This is a genomic window from Klebsiella sp. H-Nf2, from assembly GCF_002806645.1.
GTDB lineage: Bacteria > Pseudomonadota > Gammaproteobacteria > Enterobacterales > Enterobacteriaceae > Klebsiella > Klebsiella variicola.
In genome coordinates this window covers 47,517-65,999 of the sequence record NZ_PIBL01000006.1, presented here as the reverse complement: position 1 = coordinate 65,999, position 18,483 = coordinate 47,517, and the positions used below count along the sequence as shown (strand labels likewise).

The window sequence follows — 18,483 nt, the reverse complement described above, 5'->3', positions numbered from 1 at the left end:
GGAGTATGTTTTTATAGGGCCACGAGGAGGTGAAATGAACATACCGGACGATGGGTTTTTTACGCTGGTGACGCAGGGGATGCGTGACCGAATGGACGAGACCCTGCAGCGGGCCCTTTACCACACATTGCGCCATGCCATCCTGCAGGGAACCCTGGCGGCCAGCTGCCGTTTGCCCGGATCGCGAGTGATTGCCGGACGGCTGCAGCTGTCGCGGAATACGGTCAATGCTGCACTGGAGCAGCTGGCGCTGGAGGGGTACCTGACGCGGAGCCGTCAGGGGACGCAGGTGGTACCGCTCGCCGCCTGCCGCGAAGAGGCTGTGAAGGTGCCGCCCGTTGTGCTGCCTGAGCGGCTGCAAGGGCTGCCAGCCGCGATGCGTCGCGACTCTCCGGCGCTGCTGTTTACCCCTGGCATGCCGGCGGTGAACTATTTTCCGTTGCCGCTGTGGCGGCGGCTGATGGATAACGTCTTACGTGACGAGGGCAGCGCGCTGCTGGGCTATGGTGAGGCGGCAGGCGACTCTCTGCTGCGTGAGGCTATCGCTCGCCATCTGGCGCTGTCCCGGGGGATCCGTTGCGATATTCGGCAGATTGTCATTACCGAGGGGGCGCTGGAAGGGGTGAACTTATGCGCTTCGCTACTGACGGATCCTGGCGACAGCGTGTGGGGGGAAGAGCCGGGTTACCTGGGGGCCAGGAGCAGCTTCCAGCGGGCAGGGCTGCGGGTCAGCGGGATGGCGGTCGATGATGAAGGGATGGGTATCGCCAACGGCGTCGCGGAGCCGCCCCGGCTTATCTTCACCTCTCCCTCTCATCAGTATCCCCTCGGGAGCGTCATGAGCGCTGCGCGACGTCTGGCGCTGGTGGAGTATGCCCGCCTGCACGGGGCGTGGATTGTGGAGGATGACTACGACAGCGAGTTTCGCCATAGCGGAGAGCCGATCCCGGCGATGCTGGGAATGGTGCCTGATGCCCCGGTGGTGTATCTCGGTACCTTCAGCAAAACGCTCTTTCCGGCGCTGCGTATTGGCTTCATGGTGATGCCGCCTGCGCTGGCGGATGCCGCGCAGGGTGCGATTGGCACGTTGCTGCGTGGGGGACACCGCACTGAACAGCGGGCGCTGGCCAGGTTTATTGAGAAGGGGCACTATGCTCGCCATCTGGCGGCCATGCGTCGCCTGTACCGCAAGCGTCAACAACAGCTGCGTGAGGCACTGGCGCAAGAGATAACCGTGCCATGCGACGTCCTTGGCGGGGAAGGGGGGCTCCATCTGACGGTGGCAATGGAAGGGATTGATGACCAGGCGATTGTACAGCAGGCGCGTCAGTTTCAACTGGCGCCTGCCGCGTTAAGTCATTTCTATCTCGACCCGCAGCGAGCGCGGAGCGGGCTGGTGCTGGGATATGGTAATACTTCTGCTTCCCGCTATCCGTTGGCGCTGCGGACGCTAAATCGTCTTATTGTGCAGCACCGGCGCGGGTCAGTGTAAAGACGTCGTAGAAGGAGAGCTCGCCTTTGGTGGCGACCATCTTTTTGAGCTGCGCCTTCTGCTCGCCATCGACATCCGGCGACTGAAGAATACGCTCGATCAGCTGCCGGGGAACAAAGCGGGTGTTGTACCATTCCCCGTTGTAGCACACCCGAAAGTCGAGGACATCGATATCTTCATAACGATAGCGTGGATAGACGTCAAAGAAGAAAAAAGCGTTGAACAGGATGAACAGCACCACCAGTAACCAGACCGAGTCTACCAGCGTTTCAGAGCGCAACATGACCACCAGCGTCGCCAGAAACGCGGCATACATGGCAACAAACAGCCCCGGATGGTTGCGAATAAAACTGATGCTAAAACGCGGGCGATTATCGCGTTTTTCCTGAACGTTGAGTTCGTCAATAGTGTGAGTTAGCAGGCGTTGTATTTCTGTCATCTTGGTCCCCGAATTCTGCAATGAGCCAACCGCGTGCGCCCGGCGGACCAGGCGTAGCAGGCTCAGCCTGAAGGCTATTTTATGTTGCAATATTCCGAGGCGAAAGTAACAGATCAGTTACAGAAAAGCATAACAGTTACGGATTTGGTACCGGAAGGCGCTTGATGATCTGCGCCGGGTTGCCGCCGACGACAGCCCAGGCCGGGACATCTTTGGTCACTACCGCTCCAGATGCAATGACCGCATTATCGCCAATGGTCACCCCGGGATTGATCACCGCCCGGCCGCCAATCCACACATTGTGGCCAATGGTCACCGGTTTGCCATATTCCTGGCCGCTGTTACGCGCCTCAGCATCCAGCGGATGGGTGGCGGTATAAATATGGACACCCGGCGCCAGCATGCAATTATCGCCAATATGAATAGGGCAGACGTCCAGCATCACGCAGTCAAAATTGGCGTAAAAAGCGTTGCCGAGAAAGATATTGTAGCCGTAGTCGCAGCGAAAGCTTGGCTCGATATACGCATCGCCGGCGCGACCGAACAGCTCGGCCAGAATATGCTGACGCTCTTCCTGCGCATCCGGGGAGGAATGATTATAACGATGCAACAACTGTCTGGCGCGCAGGCGATCGGCGCGAAGGGTCGGGTCGCCAGATAGATAAAGCTCACCGGCGATCATTTTGCGTTTTTCTTCACTCATGGGTCTTCCTTATACCTGACTTTTAATGGTCGCAGCAGTATAAAAAAGAAACCGGTTACAGGGTTGCTGTTGAATGAATGCTGTGAATCGTGTCACAAAGATACCCTGCAATGCCGGCGGTTAGCGTCCGGTCGGCAAACCATTACGTGCGCAGTAATTAGCGGATAAACTTCCAGACTGATGTGGGGATCTTATCGTACAGCTTATTCATGGTCAGTTCAGCCAGACGATGGTCAGCGGCTGAGTAAAATACCGCCAGCTCATTATCAGACAGTTCATATTTATTTTTTTCAATGACGCGCTCCAGCGTGTCAATTGTCTGGCAACGACGTAAGCGCATCAAATAGTCTGTTTTAGTTAATGGCTTATCAGACATAATTCCACCTTTTGATTGTAATAATTCTAACACGAGAGACTGGCCGGGTTTTCCCGACTGGCGTTGACAAAGCAACGAAATAGCCGATTACCTGATTTTTTCCACTTTTGCAAATCCGCTGAGTTAATGCCGTAGTTACTGAACAAGGTAAAAGTATCGTCCAGATATTCGTCAACCTGGGCGACCAGCTTATTATCCTCAGTGTACTTAATTTTATAATTAAGCGCGAACGTGGCAATGTGCTCGATCAATTCATTTAACTGAAGATTGACAGCCGAAGTCGGGTCGTTGACCCAGCCATGGTTGCTCTCTTCCAGGTTTGCAAGGCAGTCATGATACAGCGTTTCGCAGAGAAAGCGTAGCTGTGCAATATCATGTCTTTTTGGCGAGTATTCGTCCATAACGCATCCCCTTTTGAGTGGTTTAAACGACGACTAACAAACACCGTTGTGGGATGAACACGACTAACCGACCTGACACTAACTGAGTAATCCTGCTGATTTAACTATAATCCACTCTCCAACAGATTTCATCGTGCTATTACGAAAAATTACAATTATCAGAGAGAAATTATCTTAAAAATAGACAAATTAATTTCTTTGGCCCTGGCGCACAGCCTGAGAAATAGAGAAGTCTTATCAATCATTGGCTTAAGGCAGGCAGCAGTCGCGTTCAGAAACCGCCGGCCGAGGGCACTGGTATTAGGATTATTCCTGGTCAATGAGTGTGTAAAGATCATGAGCGCAAGGCAATGTGAAAAAATAGCCAGGGCCATATCAATATATATTAAATGCAGCACGAAAAATAAACAATGGCAATATGTGCCCTGCGGCGAGGGACAAAAAAAGGGCCGCGAATGCGGCCCTTTGTTCAGGTGTAACGATTAATGATGCTCAACCTGATGGCTGTGCTCAATATCTTCCGTTTTCTTGCTAAAGCGGCGGCGAACCACCACGAAGAACACCGGCACGAAGAAGATCGCCAGAATCGTCGCCGTCACCATCCCGCCCATTACGCCAGTACCTACTGCGTTCTGTGCGCCGGAGCCGGCACCCGAGCTGATAACCAGCGGCATAACGCCGAGGATAAACGCCAGGGAGGTCATCAGGATCGGACGCAGACGCATACGTACTGCTTCAAGCGTCGCCTCAATCAGCCCTTTGCCCTCTTTCTCCATCAGATCTTTGGCGAATTCAACGATCAATATGGCGTTCTTCGCCGACAGGCCGATGGTGGTCAACAGACCCACCTGGAAGTAAACGTCGTTGGTTAAACCGCGGAAGGTGGCGGCTAACAGCGCACCGACCACACCCAACGGGACGACCAGCATGACCGAGAACGGTATCGACCAGCTCTCATACAGCGCCGCCAGACACAGGAAGACGACAATCAGGGAGATGGCGTACAGGGCAGGGGCCTGGTTGCCGGACAGTCGTTCCTGATAAGACATCCCGGTCCAGTCGTAGCCGATACCAGAAGGCAGTTTACCCGCCAGCTCTTCCATCAGGCTCATCGCCTCACCCGTACTCTTGCCTGGCGCTGCCTGGCCGAGAATTTCCAGCGACGGCAGACCGTTGTAGCGTTCCAGACGCGGTGAACCGTATTCCCAGCGCGAGGTAGAGAAGGCGGAGAATGGCACCATCTGACCATCGCTGCCGCGAACATACCACTTGCCAATGTCTTCCGGCAGCATACGGTATTTCGCTTCAGACATGATGTACACTTTCTTCACGCGGCCACGGTCAATAAAGTCGTTGACATAGCTCCCGCCCCAGGCTGCGCCCAGCGTGGTGTTAATGTCGCTGATGGAGACACCCAGCGCCTGGGCTTTTTCCTGATCGATATCGACTTTGAACTGCGGTGTATCTTCCAGACCGTTAGGACGCACGCCGGTTAACACGTCAGGATGCTGCGCCACCATGCCAAACAGCTGATTTCGCGCTTGCGTCAGTTTTTCGTGTCCCAGACTGCCCTGGTCAATGAGCTGGAAGTCAAAGCCGGTCGCGGTACCCAGTTCAACGATAGCTGGCAGGTTAAAGGCGAACACCATCGCATCTTTAATCTGCGAGAAGTAGCCCATCGCCCGGCCGGTGATCGCTTCAACTTTGTTTTCCTCACCCGGACGCTGGCTCCAGTCTTTCAGCGAGACGAACGCGATGCCGGTGTTCTGGCCACGACCGGCGAAACCGAAGCCGTTAACCGCAAACACGGATTCCACGTTGTTCTTCTCTTTGGTGAGATAGTAGTCCGTCATCTCATCCAGCACTTTCTGCGTACGCTCCTGGGTGGCACCAGCAGGCAGCTGCGCCATGCTCAGGAATACCCCCTGGTCCTCGTCCGGCAGGAACGAGCTCGGCAGACGGACGAACAGCCACGCCATGCCCACCACGATGATCAGATACAGCACCAGATAACGACCGGTGCTGCGCAGAATGTTGCCTACGCTGTCGGTGTAGTGGTGCGTGCTCTTATCGAACATGCGGTTAAACCAGCCGAAGAAACCGGTGGTCGCGCCATGGCTGCCTTTCTGAATAGGCTTCAGCATGGTGGCGCACAGCGCTGGCGTCAGGATCAACGCCACCAGTACCGACAGCGCCATCGCAGAAACGATGGTGATGGAGAACTGGCGATAGATGGCCCCGGTTGAACCGCCGAAGAACGCCATCGGGATAAATACCGCCGACAGCACCATGGCGATACCGACCAGCGCGCCCTGGATCTGTCCCATCGATTTACGCGTCGCTTCTTTCGGCGGTAGACCCTCTTCCGCCATCACGCGCTCGACGTTCTCGACCACGACGATGGCGTCATCCACCAACAGGCCGATGGCGAGCACCATCCCGAACATCGTCAGGGTGTTTATCGAGAAGCCGAATGCTGCCAGTACCGCAAAGGTGCCTAACAGTACCACCGGTACGGCGATGGTCGGGATCAGCGTGGCGCGGAAGTTCTGCAGGAACAGATACATGACCAGGAACACCAGGATGATCGCTTCAACCAGCGTTTTAACCACTTCGTGAATAGAGATTTTCACGAACGGGGTGGTGTCATACGGGTAAACGATTTTCAGGCCCGACGGGAAAAACGGCTCCATCTTCGCCAGTTCTGCGCGGATAGCGTTGGCAGTATCCAGCGCGTTCGCGCCGGTAGCCAGTTTAATACCCAGACCGGATGCCGGCTGGCCGTTAAACTTCGCCACCACGTCATAGCTTTCGCCACCCAGTTCAATTTTGGCGACATCGCGCAGACGAACCTGGGAACCGTCCTGGTTCACCTTCAGCAGAATGTTGCCAAACTCTTCGGTATTGGTCAGACGGGTTTGCGCGATGATAGAGGCGTTAAGCTGCTGGCCTTTCACCGGCGGCGTACCCCCTAACTGACCCGCGGCCACCTGGGCGTTCTGCGCTTTCAGGGCGCTGATCACGTCTACCGGCGTCAGCTGGAAGTTGTTCAGTTTGTTCGGATCCATCCAGATACGCATGGCGTACTGGGAACCGAACAGCTGAACGTCACCGACGCCGCTGGTACGACTGATCGGGTCCTTCATGTTGGCCGCCACGTAGTCCGAAATATCGTCCTGGTTCATGGTGCCGTTGGTGTTAATAACGCCGACAACCATCAGGAAGCTGCTGGACGCTTTCTCAACGCTAATCCCTTGCTGCTGTACTTCTTGCGGCAGCAGAGGCGTCGCCAGCGCCAGCTTGTTCTGAACCTGAACCTGGGCAATATCCGGATCGGTACCGGATTCGAAGGTCAGGGTGATGGTCGCCGTACCGGTGGAGTCGCCATTGGAGGACATGTACATCAGGTGGTCGATACCGTTCATATTCTGTTCGATAACCTGAGTCACGGTGTTCTGCACGGTTTCGGCGTCAGCACCGGGGTACATGGCGGTAATGGAAATTGCTGGCGGCGCAATCGTCGGATATTGCGCTACCGGCAATTTGAGGATCGATAATCCCCCAGCCAGCATGATGATGATGGCGATCACCCATGCAAATATGGGGCGATCGATAAAGAAATTAGGCATGTCTTAACGGCTCCTGTTTAAGTTAAGACTTGGTTTGTTCTGATGGCGCGTTGCCTGCGGCTTGCTGTTTATCATCAGAAGCTACTTCCTGCGCTTTTACCTGCACGCCTGGTTTGATTTTTTGCAGGCCGGTGACGATAACGCGATCGCCCGTTTTCAGACCGTCAGTCACCAGCCATTTATCGCCGATCGCCTGAGACGCTGTGACCTGGCGGACTTCGACTTTATCGCCTTCACCGACCACCATGACGCTGGCGTCGCCGCGCGGCGTACGGGTAACGCCTTGTTGCGGTACCAGCAGGGCGTCAGGGTTGACCCCTTCTTCCAGACGCGCACGGACGAACATCCCTGGTAACAGGCTGTGATCCGGGTTCGGGAAAATCGCGCGCAGCGTGATAGAGCCGGTGGTCTGATCGACTGTCACATCCGAGAATTCCAGCGTACCGGACTGCGGATACTTAAGACCGTCATTGGTGACCAGCTCTACTTTCGCTTTGCCATTTTCCTGTTTCAGGCGGCCATCGGCCAGCTCCTGTTTCAGGCGCAGGAAATCATTGCTCGACTGGGTGACGTCAACATAGATCGGATCCAGCTGCTGAACAGTTGCCAGCGCGGTCGATTGACCATTCTGCACCAGCGCCCCTTCGGTCACCGCGGATTTACCAATCCGGCCGCTAATGGGCGAGGTGACTTTGGTGTAGGCCAGATTGATGCGCGCGGTTTCAACGGCCGCTTTCGCCGCGACCACGGCCGCATTGCTTTGCTGCGCCGTTGCGACGGCGGTATCGTAGTCTTGTTGACTAATATATTTGGTGCCTAACAGTTTCTGATAACGCTTGACCGTCAGTTGATCCATGTTTGCCGCCGCCTGGGCTTTTGCCAGGTCGCCTTTGGCGCTGTCATAGCTGGCCTGATAGGTGGCGGGATCGATCTGATACAGGGAGACGCCGGCCTGGATGTCGCTACCTTCCACGAAGTTACGTTTTAAAATAATGCCACTGACCTGAGGACGGACTTCCGCAATGCGATAGGCGCTGGTGCGGCCTGGCAGTTCGGTGGTTATTTGTAGAGGTGCGGATTGGAGCGTCACAATACCGACTTCCGGCATGTGCTGGCCTCCCTGTTGAGCCGGTTTGTCGTCACATCCTGTTAGCGCTAAGCTGCCTGAGAGCATCAGAACGACCGCCAGAGGCGTTAACCCTCTGTTTTTGTTCATATGTAAACCTCGAGTGTCCAATTTCAAAATGTTCAGTGGCTCAAACAACCACAAACCCACTACAGTCTTTCTATTATGGTCATGCTATGGTACATACATTCACAAATGTATGTAAACGTAACCTCTGTAAAGTCATTAACCTATGGCACGAAAAACCAAACAACAGGCACGTGAAACCCGGCAACTGATTCTGGATGTTGCTCTGCGTCTGTTTTCGCAGCAAGGCGTATCATCTACCTCGTTGGCAACAATTGCAAAAGCTGCGGGTGTAACGAGGGGGGCTATCTACTGGCATTTCAAGAATAAATCAGATTTATTCAATGAAATTTGGGAGCTGTCAGACGCCAGTATTAGCGATCTCGAAGTTGAGTATCGGGCAAAATTCCCTAACGATCCACTCTCAGTTATCAGGGAGATATTAGTCTATGTTCTTGAAGCGACAGTGACAGAGGAACGTCGACGATTAATGATGGAGATTATCTACCATAAGTGTGAGTTTGTCGGTGAGATGACTGTGGTGCAGCAGGCCCAGCGGCAGCTCTCCCTGGCGAGCTACGAGCGTATCGAGCAGACCTTAAAAGAGTGCATCGCTGCGAAGCTATTGCCCGCCAATTTACTCACCCGGCGGGCGGCCGTGTTAATGCGCAGCTACCTTTCCGGACTGATGGAAAACTGGCTGTTTGCCCCTGATTCATTCGACCTGCATGCGGAAGCGCGAGACTACGTCGCCATCCTGCTGGAGATGTATCAGTTCTGTCCCACGCTACGCGGCCCGGAGAGCCTGACAGCTTAACGTAGCGCGCGGATGAACGTGAATTTTTAGCGCCGTCCGCCGCTATTCGCCAGCGAAGAGAAGTGCTATTCTGCGCGCTTGCGACGACCCCCGGTATTCTCCGGCATTTGCAATCATTCATATTACTATGCTGCACACGATCTCCAGGCAACGCGCCACGTTTATCTTTCTTATTACGCTGCTCTGCTTTATTGGCCTTTTCAGCCCAGTTCAGGGCCGCGCCGCGGATCTCCCTGACCGGGCAGAGGTGCAGAGCCAGCTCAATACATTAAACAAGCAAAAAGAACTGACTCCGCAGGACAAACTGGTCCAGCAGGATTTGACCCAGACGCTGGAAACGCTGGATAAAATCGAGCGCATCAAAAGCGAGACGACGCAGCTCCGCCAGCAGGTCGAGCAAGCCCCGGCGAAGCTGCGCCAGGCGGTGGATAGTCTTAACAACTTGAGCGACGTCCCCGACGACGCCGCCACCCGCAAAACGCTCAGTACACTCTCTCTGCGTCAACTGGAGTCACGCGTCACCCAGACGCTGGACGACCTGCAGAATGCGCAAAACGATCTGGCGACTTACAACAGCCAGCTGGTTTCCCTGCAAACGCAGCCGGAACGTGTGCAGAACGCCATGTATAACGCCTCCCAGCAGCTGCAGCAGATCCGCAATCGGCTGAATGGCACTTCGGTGGGCGACGAGACCCTGCGCCCGACCCAGCAGGTGCTGTTGCAAGCGCAACAGGCATTGCTCAACGCGCAGATCGAGCAGCAGCGCAAGAGCCTCGAAGGCAACACCGTCCTGCAGGATACCCTGCAGAAGCAGCGTGACTACGTCACCGCCTGGAGCAACCGCCTGGAGCATCAGCTGCAGCTGCTGCAGGAGGCGGTGAACAGCAAACGGCTGACGCTGACGGAGAAAACCGCCCAGGAGGCGGTCACCCCGGATGAAACCACGCGAATTCAGGCCAATCCGCTGGTCAAACAAGAGCTGGATATCAACCACCAGCTGAGCGAGAAGCTGATCCAGGCGACGGAGAACGGCAACCAGCTGGTACAGCGCAATATCCAGGTGAAGAACTGGCTCGACCGCGCTCTGCAGTCTGAGCGGGATATAAAAGAGCAAATCTCCGTGCTCAGAGGCAGTCTGCTGCTGTCGCGCATTCTTTATCAGCAACAGCAGACGCTGCCGTCGGCGGACGAACTGCAGGATATGACCAACCGCATCGCCGACCTGCGGCTCGAACAGTTTGAGGTGAACCAGCAGCGCGACGCGCTGTTCCAGAGCGACGCCTTTGTCGCCAAACTGGAAGAGGGACACAGCAGCGAAGTGAACGATGAAGTGCACGCCGCGCTGCTGGAAGTGATCGACATGCGCCGCGAGCTGCTTGACCAGTTTAATAAACAGCTGGGGAACCAGCTGATGATGGCCATCAATCTGCAGATCAATCAGCAACAGCTGATGAGTGTCTCAAGCAGCCTGAGGGAAATTTTGACCCAGCAAATTTTCTGGGTGAACAGCAATAAACCGATGGACTGGGAGTGGATTAAGGCCTTCCCGGAAGCGCTGAAAGGTCAGTTTAAGGCGATGAAAATCACCGTGAACTGGGAAAAAGCGTGGCCCGCGGTGTTTATCGCTTTCCTGGCCGGTTTACCATTGCTGCTGATTGCCGGCCTGATCCGCTGGCGTCTGCAGTGGCTGAAGGATTATCAGGCTAAGCTTGCTTCCCAGGTGGGGCAGCTGCGCAACGATACCCAGCTGCATACGCCAAAGGCGATCCTGATCGACCTGATTCGTGCCTTGCCGGTGGTGCTGGTAATTTTGGCGATTGGCCTGATCTTACTCACCATGCAGCTTAATATCAGCGGACTGCTGTGGGCGTACAGTAAAAAGCTGGCCATGTTCTGGCTGGTCTTTGGCCTGTGCTGGAAAGTGCTGGAAAAGAACGGCGTGGCGGTCAGCCACTTCAATATGCCCGCACAGTTGACCAGCCACTGGCGGCGACAAATTGTTCGCGTCAGCCTCGCGCTGCTGCCGCTGAATTTCTGGTCGGTGATTTCCGAGCTGTCGCCACTGAACCTGATGGACGACGTGCTGGGGCAGTTTGTGATTTTCTTCAATCTGCTGCTGATTGCCGTGCTGGTCTGGCCGATGTGCCGGGAAAGCTGGCGCGATAAAGAGTCGCACAGCCTGCGCCTGCTGACGATCACCGTGCTGTCTATTGTCCCGGTAGCCCTGATGGTGCTGACGGCAACGGGTTACTTCTACACCACGCTGCGCCTGGCGGGACGCTGGATCGAGACCGTGTATCTGGTGATGATCTGGAACCTGCTGTACCAGACCGTGCTGCGCGGTCTGAGCGTGGCGGCGCGGCGTATCGCCTGGCGTCGCGCACTGGCGCGCCGTCAGCATCTGGTGAAGGAGGGCGCGGAAGGCGCCGAGCCACAGGAAGAGCCGGCCATTGCTCTTGAGCAAGTCAACCAGCAGACGCTGCGTATCACCATGTTAGTGATGATCGCGCTTTTTGCCGTCATGTTCTGGGCGATTTGGTCTGATCTGATCACCGTTTTCGCCTATCTCGACAGCATTACCCTCTGGCACTACAACGGTACCGAAGCGGGGGCCAGCGTGGTGCGCAGCGTCACGATGGGCAGTCTGCTGTTTGCCATTGTGGCGTCGATGGTCGCCTGGGCGCTAATACGCAACCTGCCGGGTCTGCTGGAGGTGCTGGTTCTCTCGCGTCTCAATATGCGTCAGGGAACCTCCTACGCCATCACCACCATTCTTAACTATGCGATTATCGCTATCGGTGCGATGACGGTGTTCGGGTCGCTGGGCGTCTCATGGGATAAACTGCAATGGCTGGCGGCCGCGCTGTCGGTTGGTTTAGGTTTTGGCCTGCAGGAGATCTTCGGTAACTTCGTCTCCGGCCTGATCATTCTGTTCGAGCGTCCGGTGCGCATTGGGGATACGGTAACCATCGGTACTTTCTCCGGTACGGTAAGCAAAATCCGTATTCGCGCCACCACCATCACCGACTTCGATCGCAAAGAGGTGATTATCCCGAACAAGGCGTTCGTTACCGAGCGCTTGATCAACTGGTCGCTCTCCGACACCGTGACTCGCGTGGTGATCCGCCTCGGCGTTGCCTATGGTTCAGACCTGGATAAAGTGAAAGAGGTGCTGCTGAAGGCCGCGCACGATCATCCGAAAGTAATGCAGGAGCCGGCGCCGTCGGTCTTCTTCACCACCTTCGGGGCCAGTACGCTGGATCATGAACTGCGTCTGTATGTTCGTGAACTGCGCGATCGCAGCTACACGGTGGATGAGCTCAACCGCGCCATCGACCGCCTGTGCCGGGAGAATGACATCAACATTGCCTTTAACCAGCTGGAAGTTCATCTGCGCAATGAAAAAGGCGATGAAGTCACCGAAGTGAAGCGGGACGGGAAGGGGGACGATCTGGCGCCCACCACCGCGTCCTGATCGAAGAGGGGCGGCGCAAAGCCGCCCCTGCTGCATCAAGGCACCAGTGCGGCGAGTTCTTCATCGCTGAGCCCGGTGAGTTCCTGCACGGTTTGACGTTCGAGGCCGCGCGCCAGCATTCTGGCGGCGATGCTGCGAGTGGCTTCCTGCTCACCCTCTTGCTGTCCCTGTTTACGGCCTTTTTCTTCCAGCCATTCGGCAATGGTCATCATCAGCTCCTTATGCCTGGGCGACTGCGCCGCCAGCGTGCGGATCAGCGCCCCCGGATGTTCCGTAGTTCCCGCCTGCAACATATAGCGCAGCAGCGTATTCAGCTGCGCTTCGGTCAGATAGCCTTGCGTCATCAGCGCAATCAGCGGCACCTGCAGCTCGGCCAGATCGCGATGGCGGATATGCTTTTGCAGCAGCTCCAGCATGGCCATCCGCCGATGACGGGCGATCTGATTATCTGGCATAACGGTGAGGTCCACCAGCGGAAAATCATTGCTATAGAGCGTCTTCGCCAGCGCCGGATCGGCGAATAGCTGTTGCCAGTTACGGGCCCAGGGCCAGGGGCTCACTTTGCCGTGATAAAAGAGAATGGGCACCACCAGCGGCAGCGTGTCGTGGCCGGCGTCCAGATGACGCTGCATGGCGGCCAGCGCATAGCGCAGCAGGCGAAACGCCATCAGCTTGTCCGGGGTACTCTGGTGCTCAATCAGCGCGTAAACATAGCCGGGTCCGTGACGCGTGCGCAGTGAGTAAAGGATATCGGAATAGCTGGCGCGCAGGTCCTCTTCAACAAAGCTACCGGAGACCAGCTGCAGCGAATCCAGTTCGCAGATCGCCAGAAACGGCGCGGGGAGGTACAACTGCAAAAAATCCTTCGCGACCGCCTGATGCATGAGCATCTGACGAAACACCGCGTCGTGTGGGGTTTGACTGACTTTCTCCATGAATATTGTCTCCAGTGGCGTCATGCGCAGAGGACCAGACTGCCAGCATACTGCCGGAGACAACATCCTACTTCTCTGGGTTTTGCGACCCGCTTTCCGCGTTTTTTAACTTGTTTGCATAATCCCGCCGGACAATTTCCAGCGCGCCCAGCACGGTTTGCGCCGGGATCTGATGCGATTCCAGCAACATGATTAAATCGACGGCCAGTTTGACCTCATCGGATGCATTTTCCAGTGACAATGGGCTCTCCTGTTAGCGCGTCAGCCGCGCCAGTACGTTTTCAATTTTGTCCAGTGCCTGCCTGCAGCGGGCTAGCCGGCCGCTGTAGGCCTCAACTTCTCTGGCCAGTCGCTGCTGTTCGTCAAGGCTGGTCGCCTGCGTCAGCTGGCGCTGGCGTTGGTCGCGCATCGCCAGCAGGCGGCGCTCATACTCCTGATGTTGCAGGCGACGGCGCTGCCAGCGGCTCAGCGCCGGCGAGGCGTGGTCCCAACTGCGCAACGACCAGGTCGCGGTTTCACGACGTAGCGCGGCGATTTGCGCCGCCAGACGCTCGGCAATCCAGACCACCTGCGGCAGCTGCTGACGCTCGACGGCCTGGCTCAGTTGGGTAAAATTTTGCTGGGCTTCCGCCAGATAGGCCTGCATCAGCGTGCTGCGGGTGTGAAAGAGCTGACGGTCAAAGCGCGGGCTCAGGGTCGCGTGCTCCGCCATCGGCGCAACCAGCGCGGCCAGCTCGCTGAGCTGATCGTTCAGCGTTTGTAAAAGTTGAGCTGTTTTCACCAAACCCCTCCATTCCCTTTCAGCCAACTGTGCTACAGTAGCCTCATCTGTTTGATAACGATTCGCATTATGCCACCTGTTATTCTAACCATTATCGGCTGGCTGGCGGTAGCGCTGGGTACGCTGGGCATCTTCTTACCGTTGCTGCCGACGACGCCGTTTATTCTGCTCGCCGCCTGGTGCTTTGCTCGCTCATCGCCGCGCTTTCACCAATGGCTGCTGTATCGCTCCTGGTTTGGCGGCTATCTTCGCCACTGGCAGCAGTACCGTGCAATGCCTCGCGGCGCCAAACCGCGCGCCATTGCGATGATCGTGGTGACTTTTGCTATTTCGCTGTGGCTGGTTAAGCTTACGTGGGTGCGCATCATGCTGTTGGTCATTCTGGCCTGTCTGCTGATCTTTATGTGGCGCATTCCGGTGGTTGACGCAAAGCAACAAAAGCACTGATGCGCAATAATGCCTGTTGCAATTGTTGCTGACAGCCAGTAAATTCTGGCGTTTTCGAGCGCGGGTAAGCCTGGTCAAAGGTTAAACAAATGTTTCTTTGGCCCCTTTTGCACGCCCGTGGGTAACACCGTTTCAATCAGGCATACACTTATGACCGCAACTGCACAGCAGCTTGAATATCTGAAGAACAGCATCCAGAGTATCGAGGATTATCCAAAACCTGGCATTCTTTTCCGCGATGTCACCAGCTTACTGGAAGACCCGAAGGCCTACGCGCTTAGCATTGAACTGCTGACCGAGCGCTACAAAGACGCGGGTATTACCAAAGTGGTAGGGACCGAAGCGCGTGGCTTCCTGTTCGGCGCCCCGGTCGCGCTGGCGCTGGGCGTGGGCTTTGTTCCGGTTCGCAAGCCGCGTAAGTTGCCGCGTGAAACCATTGCCGAGAGCTATGAGCTGGAGTATGGCACCGATCAGCTGGAGATCCACGTTGACGCAATCAAACCGGGTGACAAAGTGCTGGTGGTTGACGATCTGCTGGCGACCGGCGGCACCATCGACGCGACGGTCAAACTGATCCGTCGTCTCGGTGGCGAAGTGCACGATGCCGCTTTCATTATCAACCTGTTCGATCTGGGCGGCGAACAGCGCCTGGAGAAGCTGGGGATCCACTGCTACAGCCTGGTGCCGTTCCCGGGCCACTAAGCAAATCCCTCCACATAGCCTCGCCGATCGGGCGGGGCTGTGATAGCATGACCCCTTCGTGATTTCACCTTCCAGCGTTTCAGAGCCAGCCCATGAGTTATCAGGTCTTAGCCCGTAAATGGCGCCCACAAACCTTTGCTGACGTCGTCGGCCAGGAACATGTGCTGACCGCACTGGCGAACGGCTTGTCGTTAGGGCGCATTCATCACGCTTATCTCTTTTCCGGTACCCGCGGGGTCGGTAAGACCTCTATCGCCCGCCTGCTGGCGAAAGGGTTAAACTGTGAAACCGGCATCACCGCCACCCCCTGCGGCGTGTGCGATAACTGCCGGGAAATTGAACAGGGGCGTTTTGTCGATCTGATTGAGATTGACGCCGCCTCGCGAACCAAAGTCGAAGATACCCGCGACCTGCTGGATAACGTCCAGTATGCGCCGGCCCGCGGCCGCTTTAAGGTCTATCTCATCGACGAAGTCCATATGTTGTCGCGCCACAGCTTCAACGCGTTATTAAAAACGCTGGAGGAGCCGCCGGCGCACGTCAAATTCCTGCTGGCGACGACGGATCCGCAGAAGCTGCCGGTGACGATCTTATCCCGCTGCCTGCAGTTCCATCTCAAAGCCCTGGATGTTGAACAGATCCGCCATCAGCTGGAGCATATTCTTGGCGAAGAGCAGATTGCCTTTGAGCCCCGCGCGCTGCAGCTGCTGTCGCGGGCAGCCGACGGCAGCCTGCGCGATGCTTTAAGCCTGACCGATCAGGCGATTGCCAGTGGAGAAGGGCAACTGACGGCCGCATCGGTGAGCACTATGCTCGGCACCCTTGATGACGATCAGGCGCTGTCGCTGATTGAAGCGCTGGTCGCTGCCGACGGCGAGCGGGTCATGGAGGGTGTCAATGATGCCGCCGCACGCGGTGTCGAGTGGGAGGCACTGCTGGTCGAGATGCAGAGCCTGCTGCACCGCATCGCCATGGTTCAGTTGTCGCCTTCGGCGCTGGGCGCCGATATGGCCACGGTCGAAGTGCGGATGCGCGAACTGGCGCGAACCGTACCGCCGGGCGACGTTCAGCTTTACTACCAAACGTTGCTGATGGGCCGCAAAGAGCTGCCTTATGCGCCGGACCGGCGGATGGGCGTCGAAATGACGCTGCTGCGCGCGCTGGCGTTTCATCCGCGTAAGCCGCTGCCAGAGCCGGAAGTGCAGCCGGCACAGACCGCCGCACCCACGCCGCGTCAGCCCGTTGCTCCCGCTGCGCCACCGCAACAGCCGCCGCAGAGTTTGCCGCCGACCACCAGCCAGGTGCTGGCGGCCCGCAGCCATCTGCAGCGCAGCCAGGGAGCAACCACCCCAAAAAAGAGTGAACCGGCAGCCGCTTCCCGCGCGCGGCCGGTGAATAACGCTGCGCTGGAACGACTGAGTTCAATTAGCGAGCGCGTACAGGCTCGTCCGGCGGCGGCTGCGCTTGAGCAGGCCCCGGCGAAGAAAGAGGCCTATCGCTGGAAGGCGACGACAGTGGTTGAAGAGACCAAAGTCGAAGTCGCCACGCCAAAAGCGCTGAAAAAGGCACTGGAGCATGAGAAGACGCCGGAGCTGGCGGCCAAGCTCGCCGAAGAAGCGGTCGAGCGCGACAGCTGGGCGGCGGAAGTGAGCCAACTGGCGGTGCCAAAGCTGGTCGAGCAGGTGGCGCTCAACGCGTGGAAAGAGCAGGAGGGCAGTCGCATCTGTCTGCATCTGCGCCCCAGCCAGCGTCACCTCAATTCCGCCGGCGCGCAGCAAAAGCTGGCTGAAGCGCTGGGGGTGTTGTACGGTACGCCGGTTGAATTGACCATCGTGGAAGACGATAATCCCGCGATGCGTACGCCGCTGGAGTGGCGGCAGGCAATTTATGAAGAGAAGCTCGCGCAGGCGCGCGAAGCTATTATTGCGGATAATAACATTCAGACCCTGCGTCGTTTCTTCGACGCCGATCTGGATGAAGAGAGTATCCGCCCCATTTGAACGCCAGTCTGACTGGCATTCAGTACCTTTAACAATGACTGACTGAGAGAGAAGCCTATGTTTGGTGGAAAAGGCGGCCTGGGTAACCTGATGAAACAGGCCCAGCAGATGCAAGACAAAATGCAGAAGATGCAGGAAGAGATCGCTCAGCTGGAAGTGACCGGCGAATCCGGCGCGGGTCTGGTGAAAGTGACCATTAACGGCGCGCACAACTGCCGCCGTGTGGAAATCGACCCAAGCCTGCTGGAAGACGACAAAGACATGCTGGAAGATCTGGTGGCTGCCGCGTTTAACGACGCCGCGCGCCGCATTGAAGAGACCCAGAAAGAGAAGATGGCTTCCGTTTCTGCCGGTATGCAGCTGCCGCCAGGCTTCAAGATGCCGTTCTGATGCAAACCAGCCCGCTGTTAACTCAGCTTATGGAAGCGCTGCGCTGTCTGCCGGGCGTTGGCCCGAAGTCGGCGCAGCGCATGGCGTTTACCCTGCTGCAGCGCGATCGCAGCGGTGGTATGCGCCTGGCGCAGGCGCTGACGCGTGCGATGTCGGAAATCGGCCACTGCGCCGATTGCCGCACCTTCACCGAGCAGGAGGTGTGCAATATCTGCAGCAACCCGCGTCGCCAGGAAAACGGCCAGATCTGCGTGGTGGAGAGTCCGGCGGACATCCATGCCATTGAGCAGACCGGGCAGTATTCCGGCCGCTACTTCGTGCTGATGGGGCACCTGTCGCCGCTCGACGGCATCGGGCCAGATGACATCGGGCTCGATCGCCTTGAACAACGGCTGGAAGCGGAGTCGATCACCGAGGTGATCCTTGCCACCAACCCGACCGTTGAGGGCGAGGCGACGGCCAACTACATCGCGGAGCTGTGCGCGCAGTATGGCGTTGATGCCAGCCGAATCGCCCACGGCGTGCCGGTGGGTGGTGAGCTGGAGATGGTTGACGGCACCACGCTGTCCCACTCGCTGGCCGGTCGTCACAAGATTACTTTCTGAACAAATGGAGGCGGCCAGCGCCGTCTCCGCTTGAAAAATTTCCCCGCAGTCCCCATCTCCCACTCAACGGTTTTTTTACCCCATTTAAAATGGCATTGT

General features: G+C 57.0%; 17 protein-coding genes, 1 pseudogene and 1 other annotated feature. Of the genes and pseudogenes, 9 read left to right on the top strand and 9 right to left on the bottom strand.

The features are described from left to right. Positions 1-34 precede the first annotated feature (34 nt). A complete protein-coding gene (locus CWM58_RS15885; protein ID WP_100681314.1) occupies positions 35-1,492 on the top strand; it encodes a PLP-dependent aminotransferase family protein in 1,458 nt (485 codons plus the stop codon). Here the strand turns inward: CWM58_RS15885 and CWM58_RS15880 are convergent. Beyond that, entirely contained in the window at positions 1,461-1,931 is a 471-nt protein-coding gene (locus CWM58_RS15880) for a YlaC family protein (protein WP_061155526.1), read from the bottom strand. The genes CWM58_RS15885 and CWM58_RS15880 overlap by 32 nt on opposite strands. Before the next feature lie 33 nt (positions 1,932-1,964). On the opposite strand from CWM58_RS15880, the pseudogene CWM58_RS28675 reads away from it, so the two are divergent. Beyond that, positions 1,965-2,096, top strand: a pseudogene (locus tag CWM58_RS28675) (hypothetical protein). Here the strand turns inward: CWM58_RS28675 and maa are convergent. The 5 genes from maa to acrA form a co-directional block, all read right to left on the bottom strand. Continuing rightward, positions 2,068-2,634, bottom strand: coding sequence for a maltose O-acetyltransferase (maa, locus tag CWM58_RS15875; protein ID WP_061155525.1), 567 nt, complete (start codon positions 2,632-2,634; stop codon positions 2,068-2,070). The pseudogene CWM58_RS28675 and the gene maa sit on opposite strands and share 29 nt — an antisense overlap. A gap of 157 nt (positions 2,635-2,791) precedes the next feature. After that, entirely contained in the window at positions 2,792-3,010 is a 219-nt protein-coding gene (locus CWM58_RS15870) for an HHA domain-containing protein (protein ID WP_002892050.1), read from the bottom strand. A 26-nt stretch (positions 3,011-3,036) separates the two neighbouring features. Next, positions 3,037-3,411 carry an Hha toxicity modulator TomB gene (gene tomB / locus CWM58_RS15865; RefSeq protein WP_074386716.1) on the bottom strand — a complete coding sequence of 125 codons (375 nt, stop codon included), beginning with the start codon at positions 3,409-3,411 and terminating at the stop codon, positions 3,037-3,039. A gap of 482 nt (positions 3,412-3,893) precedes the next feature. Continuing rightward, entirely contained in the window at positions 3,894-7,040 is a 3,147-nt protein-coding gene (gene acrB, locus CWM58_RS15860; RefSeq protein ID WP_100681313.1) for a multidrug efflux RND transporter permease subunit AcrB, read from the bottom strand. Between the two features lie 22 nt (positions 7,041-7,062). Beyond that, a complete protein-coding gene (gene acrA, locus CWM58_RS15855; RefSeq protein WP_061155522.1) occupies positions 7,063-8,256 on the bottom strand; it encodes a multidrug efflux RND transporter periplasmic adaptor subunit AcrA in 1,194 nt (397 codons plus the stop codon). A gap of 142 nt (positions 8,257-8,398) precedes the next feature. On the opposite strand from acrA, the gene acrR reads away from it, so the two are divergent. Together acrR and mscK are read left to right on the top strand one after the other, a co-directional pair. After that, on the top strand, positions 8,399-9,049 hold the full coding sequence (gene acrR / locus CWM58_RS15850; RefSeq protein ID WP_061155521.1) for a multidrug efflux transporter transcriptional repressor AcrR: 651 nt from the start codon (positions 8,399-8,401) through the stop codon (positions 9,047-9,049). 127 nt (positions 9,050-9,176) lie between these two features. Beyond that, positions 9,177-12,524 carry a mechanosensitive channel MscK gene (mscK, locus tag CWM58_RS15845; protein WP_100681312.1) on the top strand — a complete coding sequence of 1,116 codons (3,348 nt, stop codon included), beginning with the start codon at positions 9,177-9,179 and terminating at the stop codon, positions 12,522-12,524. Between the two features lie 35 nt (positions 12,525-12,559). On the opposite strand, the gene CWM58_RS15840 is transcribed toward mscK, so the two are convergent. From CWM58_RS15840 to priC, 3 genes are all read right to left on the bottom strand, one after another. Then, the gene (locus tag CWM58_RS15840; RefSeq protein ID WP_061155519.1) at positions 12,560-13,459 is read right to left on the bottom strand and encodes an Rpn family recombination-promoting nuclease/putative transposase; all 900 of its coding nucleotides are present in this window, start codon (positions 13,457-13,459) and stop codon (positions 12,560-12,562) included. 67 nt (positions 13,460-13,526) lie between these two features. Further along, complete coding sequence (rsmS, locus tag CWM58_RS15835) at positions 13,527-13,700, bottom strand: pleiotropic regulatory protein RsmS (RefSeq protein ID WP_008805442.1); 174 nt, start codon at positions 13,698-13,700, stop codon at positions 13,527-13,529. 12 nt (positions 13,701-13,712) lie between these two features. Next, entirely contained in the window at positions 13,713-14,240 is a 528-nt protein-coding gene (gene priC / locus CWM58_RS15830; protein ID WP_100681311.1) for a primosomal replication protein N'', read from the bottom strand. A gap of 69 nt (positions 14,241-14,309) precedes the next feature. Here priC and CWM58_RS15825 point away from each other — a divergent pair, with 69 nt between their 5' ends. From CWM58_RS15825 to recR, 5 genes are all read left to right on the top strand, one after another. Next, positions 14,310-14,687 (top strand): DUF454 family protein, encoded by a 378-nt coding sequence (locus CWM58_RS15825; RefSeq protein WP_008805444.1) that lies wholly within the window; start codon positions 14,310-14,312, stop codon positions 14,685-14,687. Between the two features lie 150 nt (positions 14,688-14,837). After that, on the top strand, positions 14,838-15,389 hold the full coding sequence (gene apt, locus CWM58_RS15820; RefSeq protein WP_012542663.1) for an adenine phosphoribosyltransferase: 552 nt from the start codon (positions 14,838-14,840) through the stop codon (positions 15,387-15,389). Between the two features lie 92 nt (positions 15,390-15,481). Continuing rightward, positions 15,482-17,389 (top strand): DNA polymerase III subunit gamma/tau, encoded by a 1,908-nt coding sequence (gene dnaX / locus CWM58_RS15815; protein WP_100681310.1) that lies wholly within the window; start codon positions 15,482-15,484, stop codon positions 17,387-17,389. Beyond that, positions 16,722-16,786: a sequence feature (DnaX frameshifting element), on the top strand. (Overlaps the previous gene by 65 nt.) Before the next feature lie 57 nt (positions 17,390-17,446). Beyond that, positions 17,447-17,779 carry a YbaB/EbfC family nucleoid-associated protein gene (locus CWM58_RS15810; RefSeq protein WP_061155516.1) on the top strand — a complete coding sequence of 111 codons (333 nt, stop codon included), beginning with the start codon at positions 17,447-17,449 and terminating at the stop codon, positions 17,777-17,779. Continuing rightward, positions 17,779-18,384 carry a recombination mediator RecR gene (recR, locus tag CWM58_RS15805; RefSeq protein WP_008805449.1) on the top strand — a complete coding sequence of 202 codons (606 nt, stop codon included), beginning with the start codon at positions 17,779-17,781 and terminating at the stop codon, positions 18,382-18,384. Before CWM58_RS15810 ends, recR begins: the two co-directional genes overlap by 1 nt. The last annotated feature ends 99 nt before the right edge of the window (positions 18,385-18,483 follow it).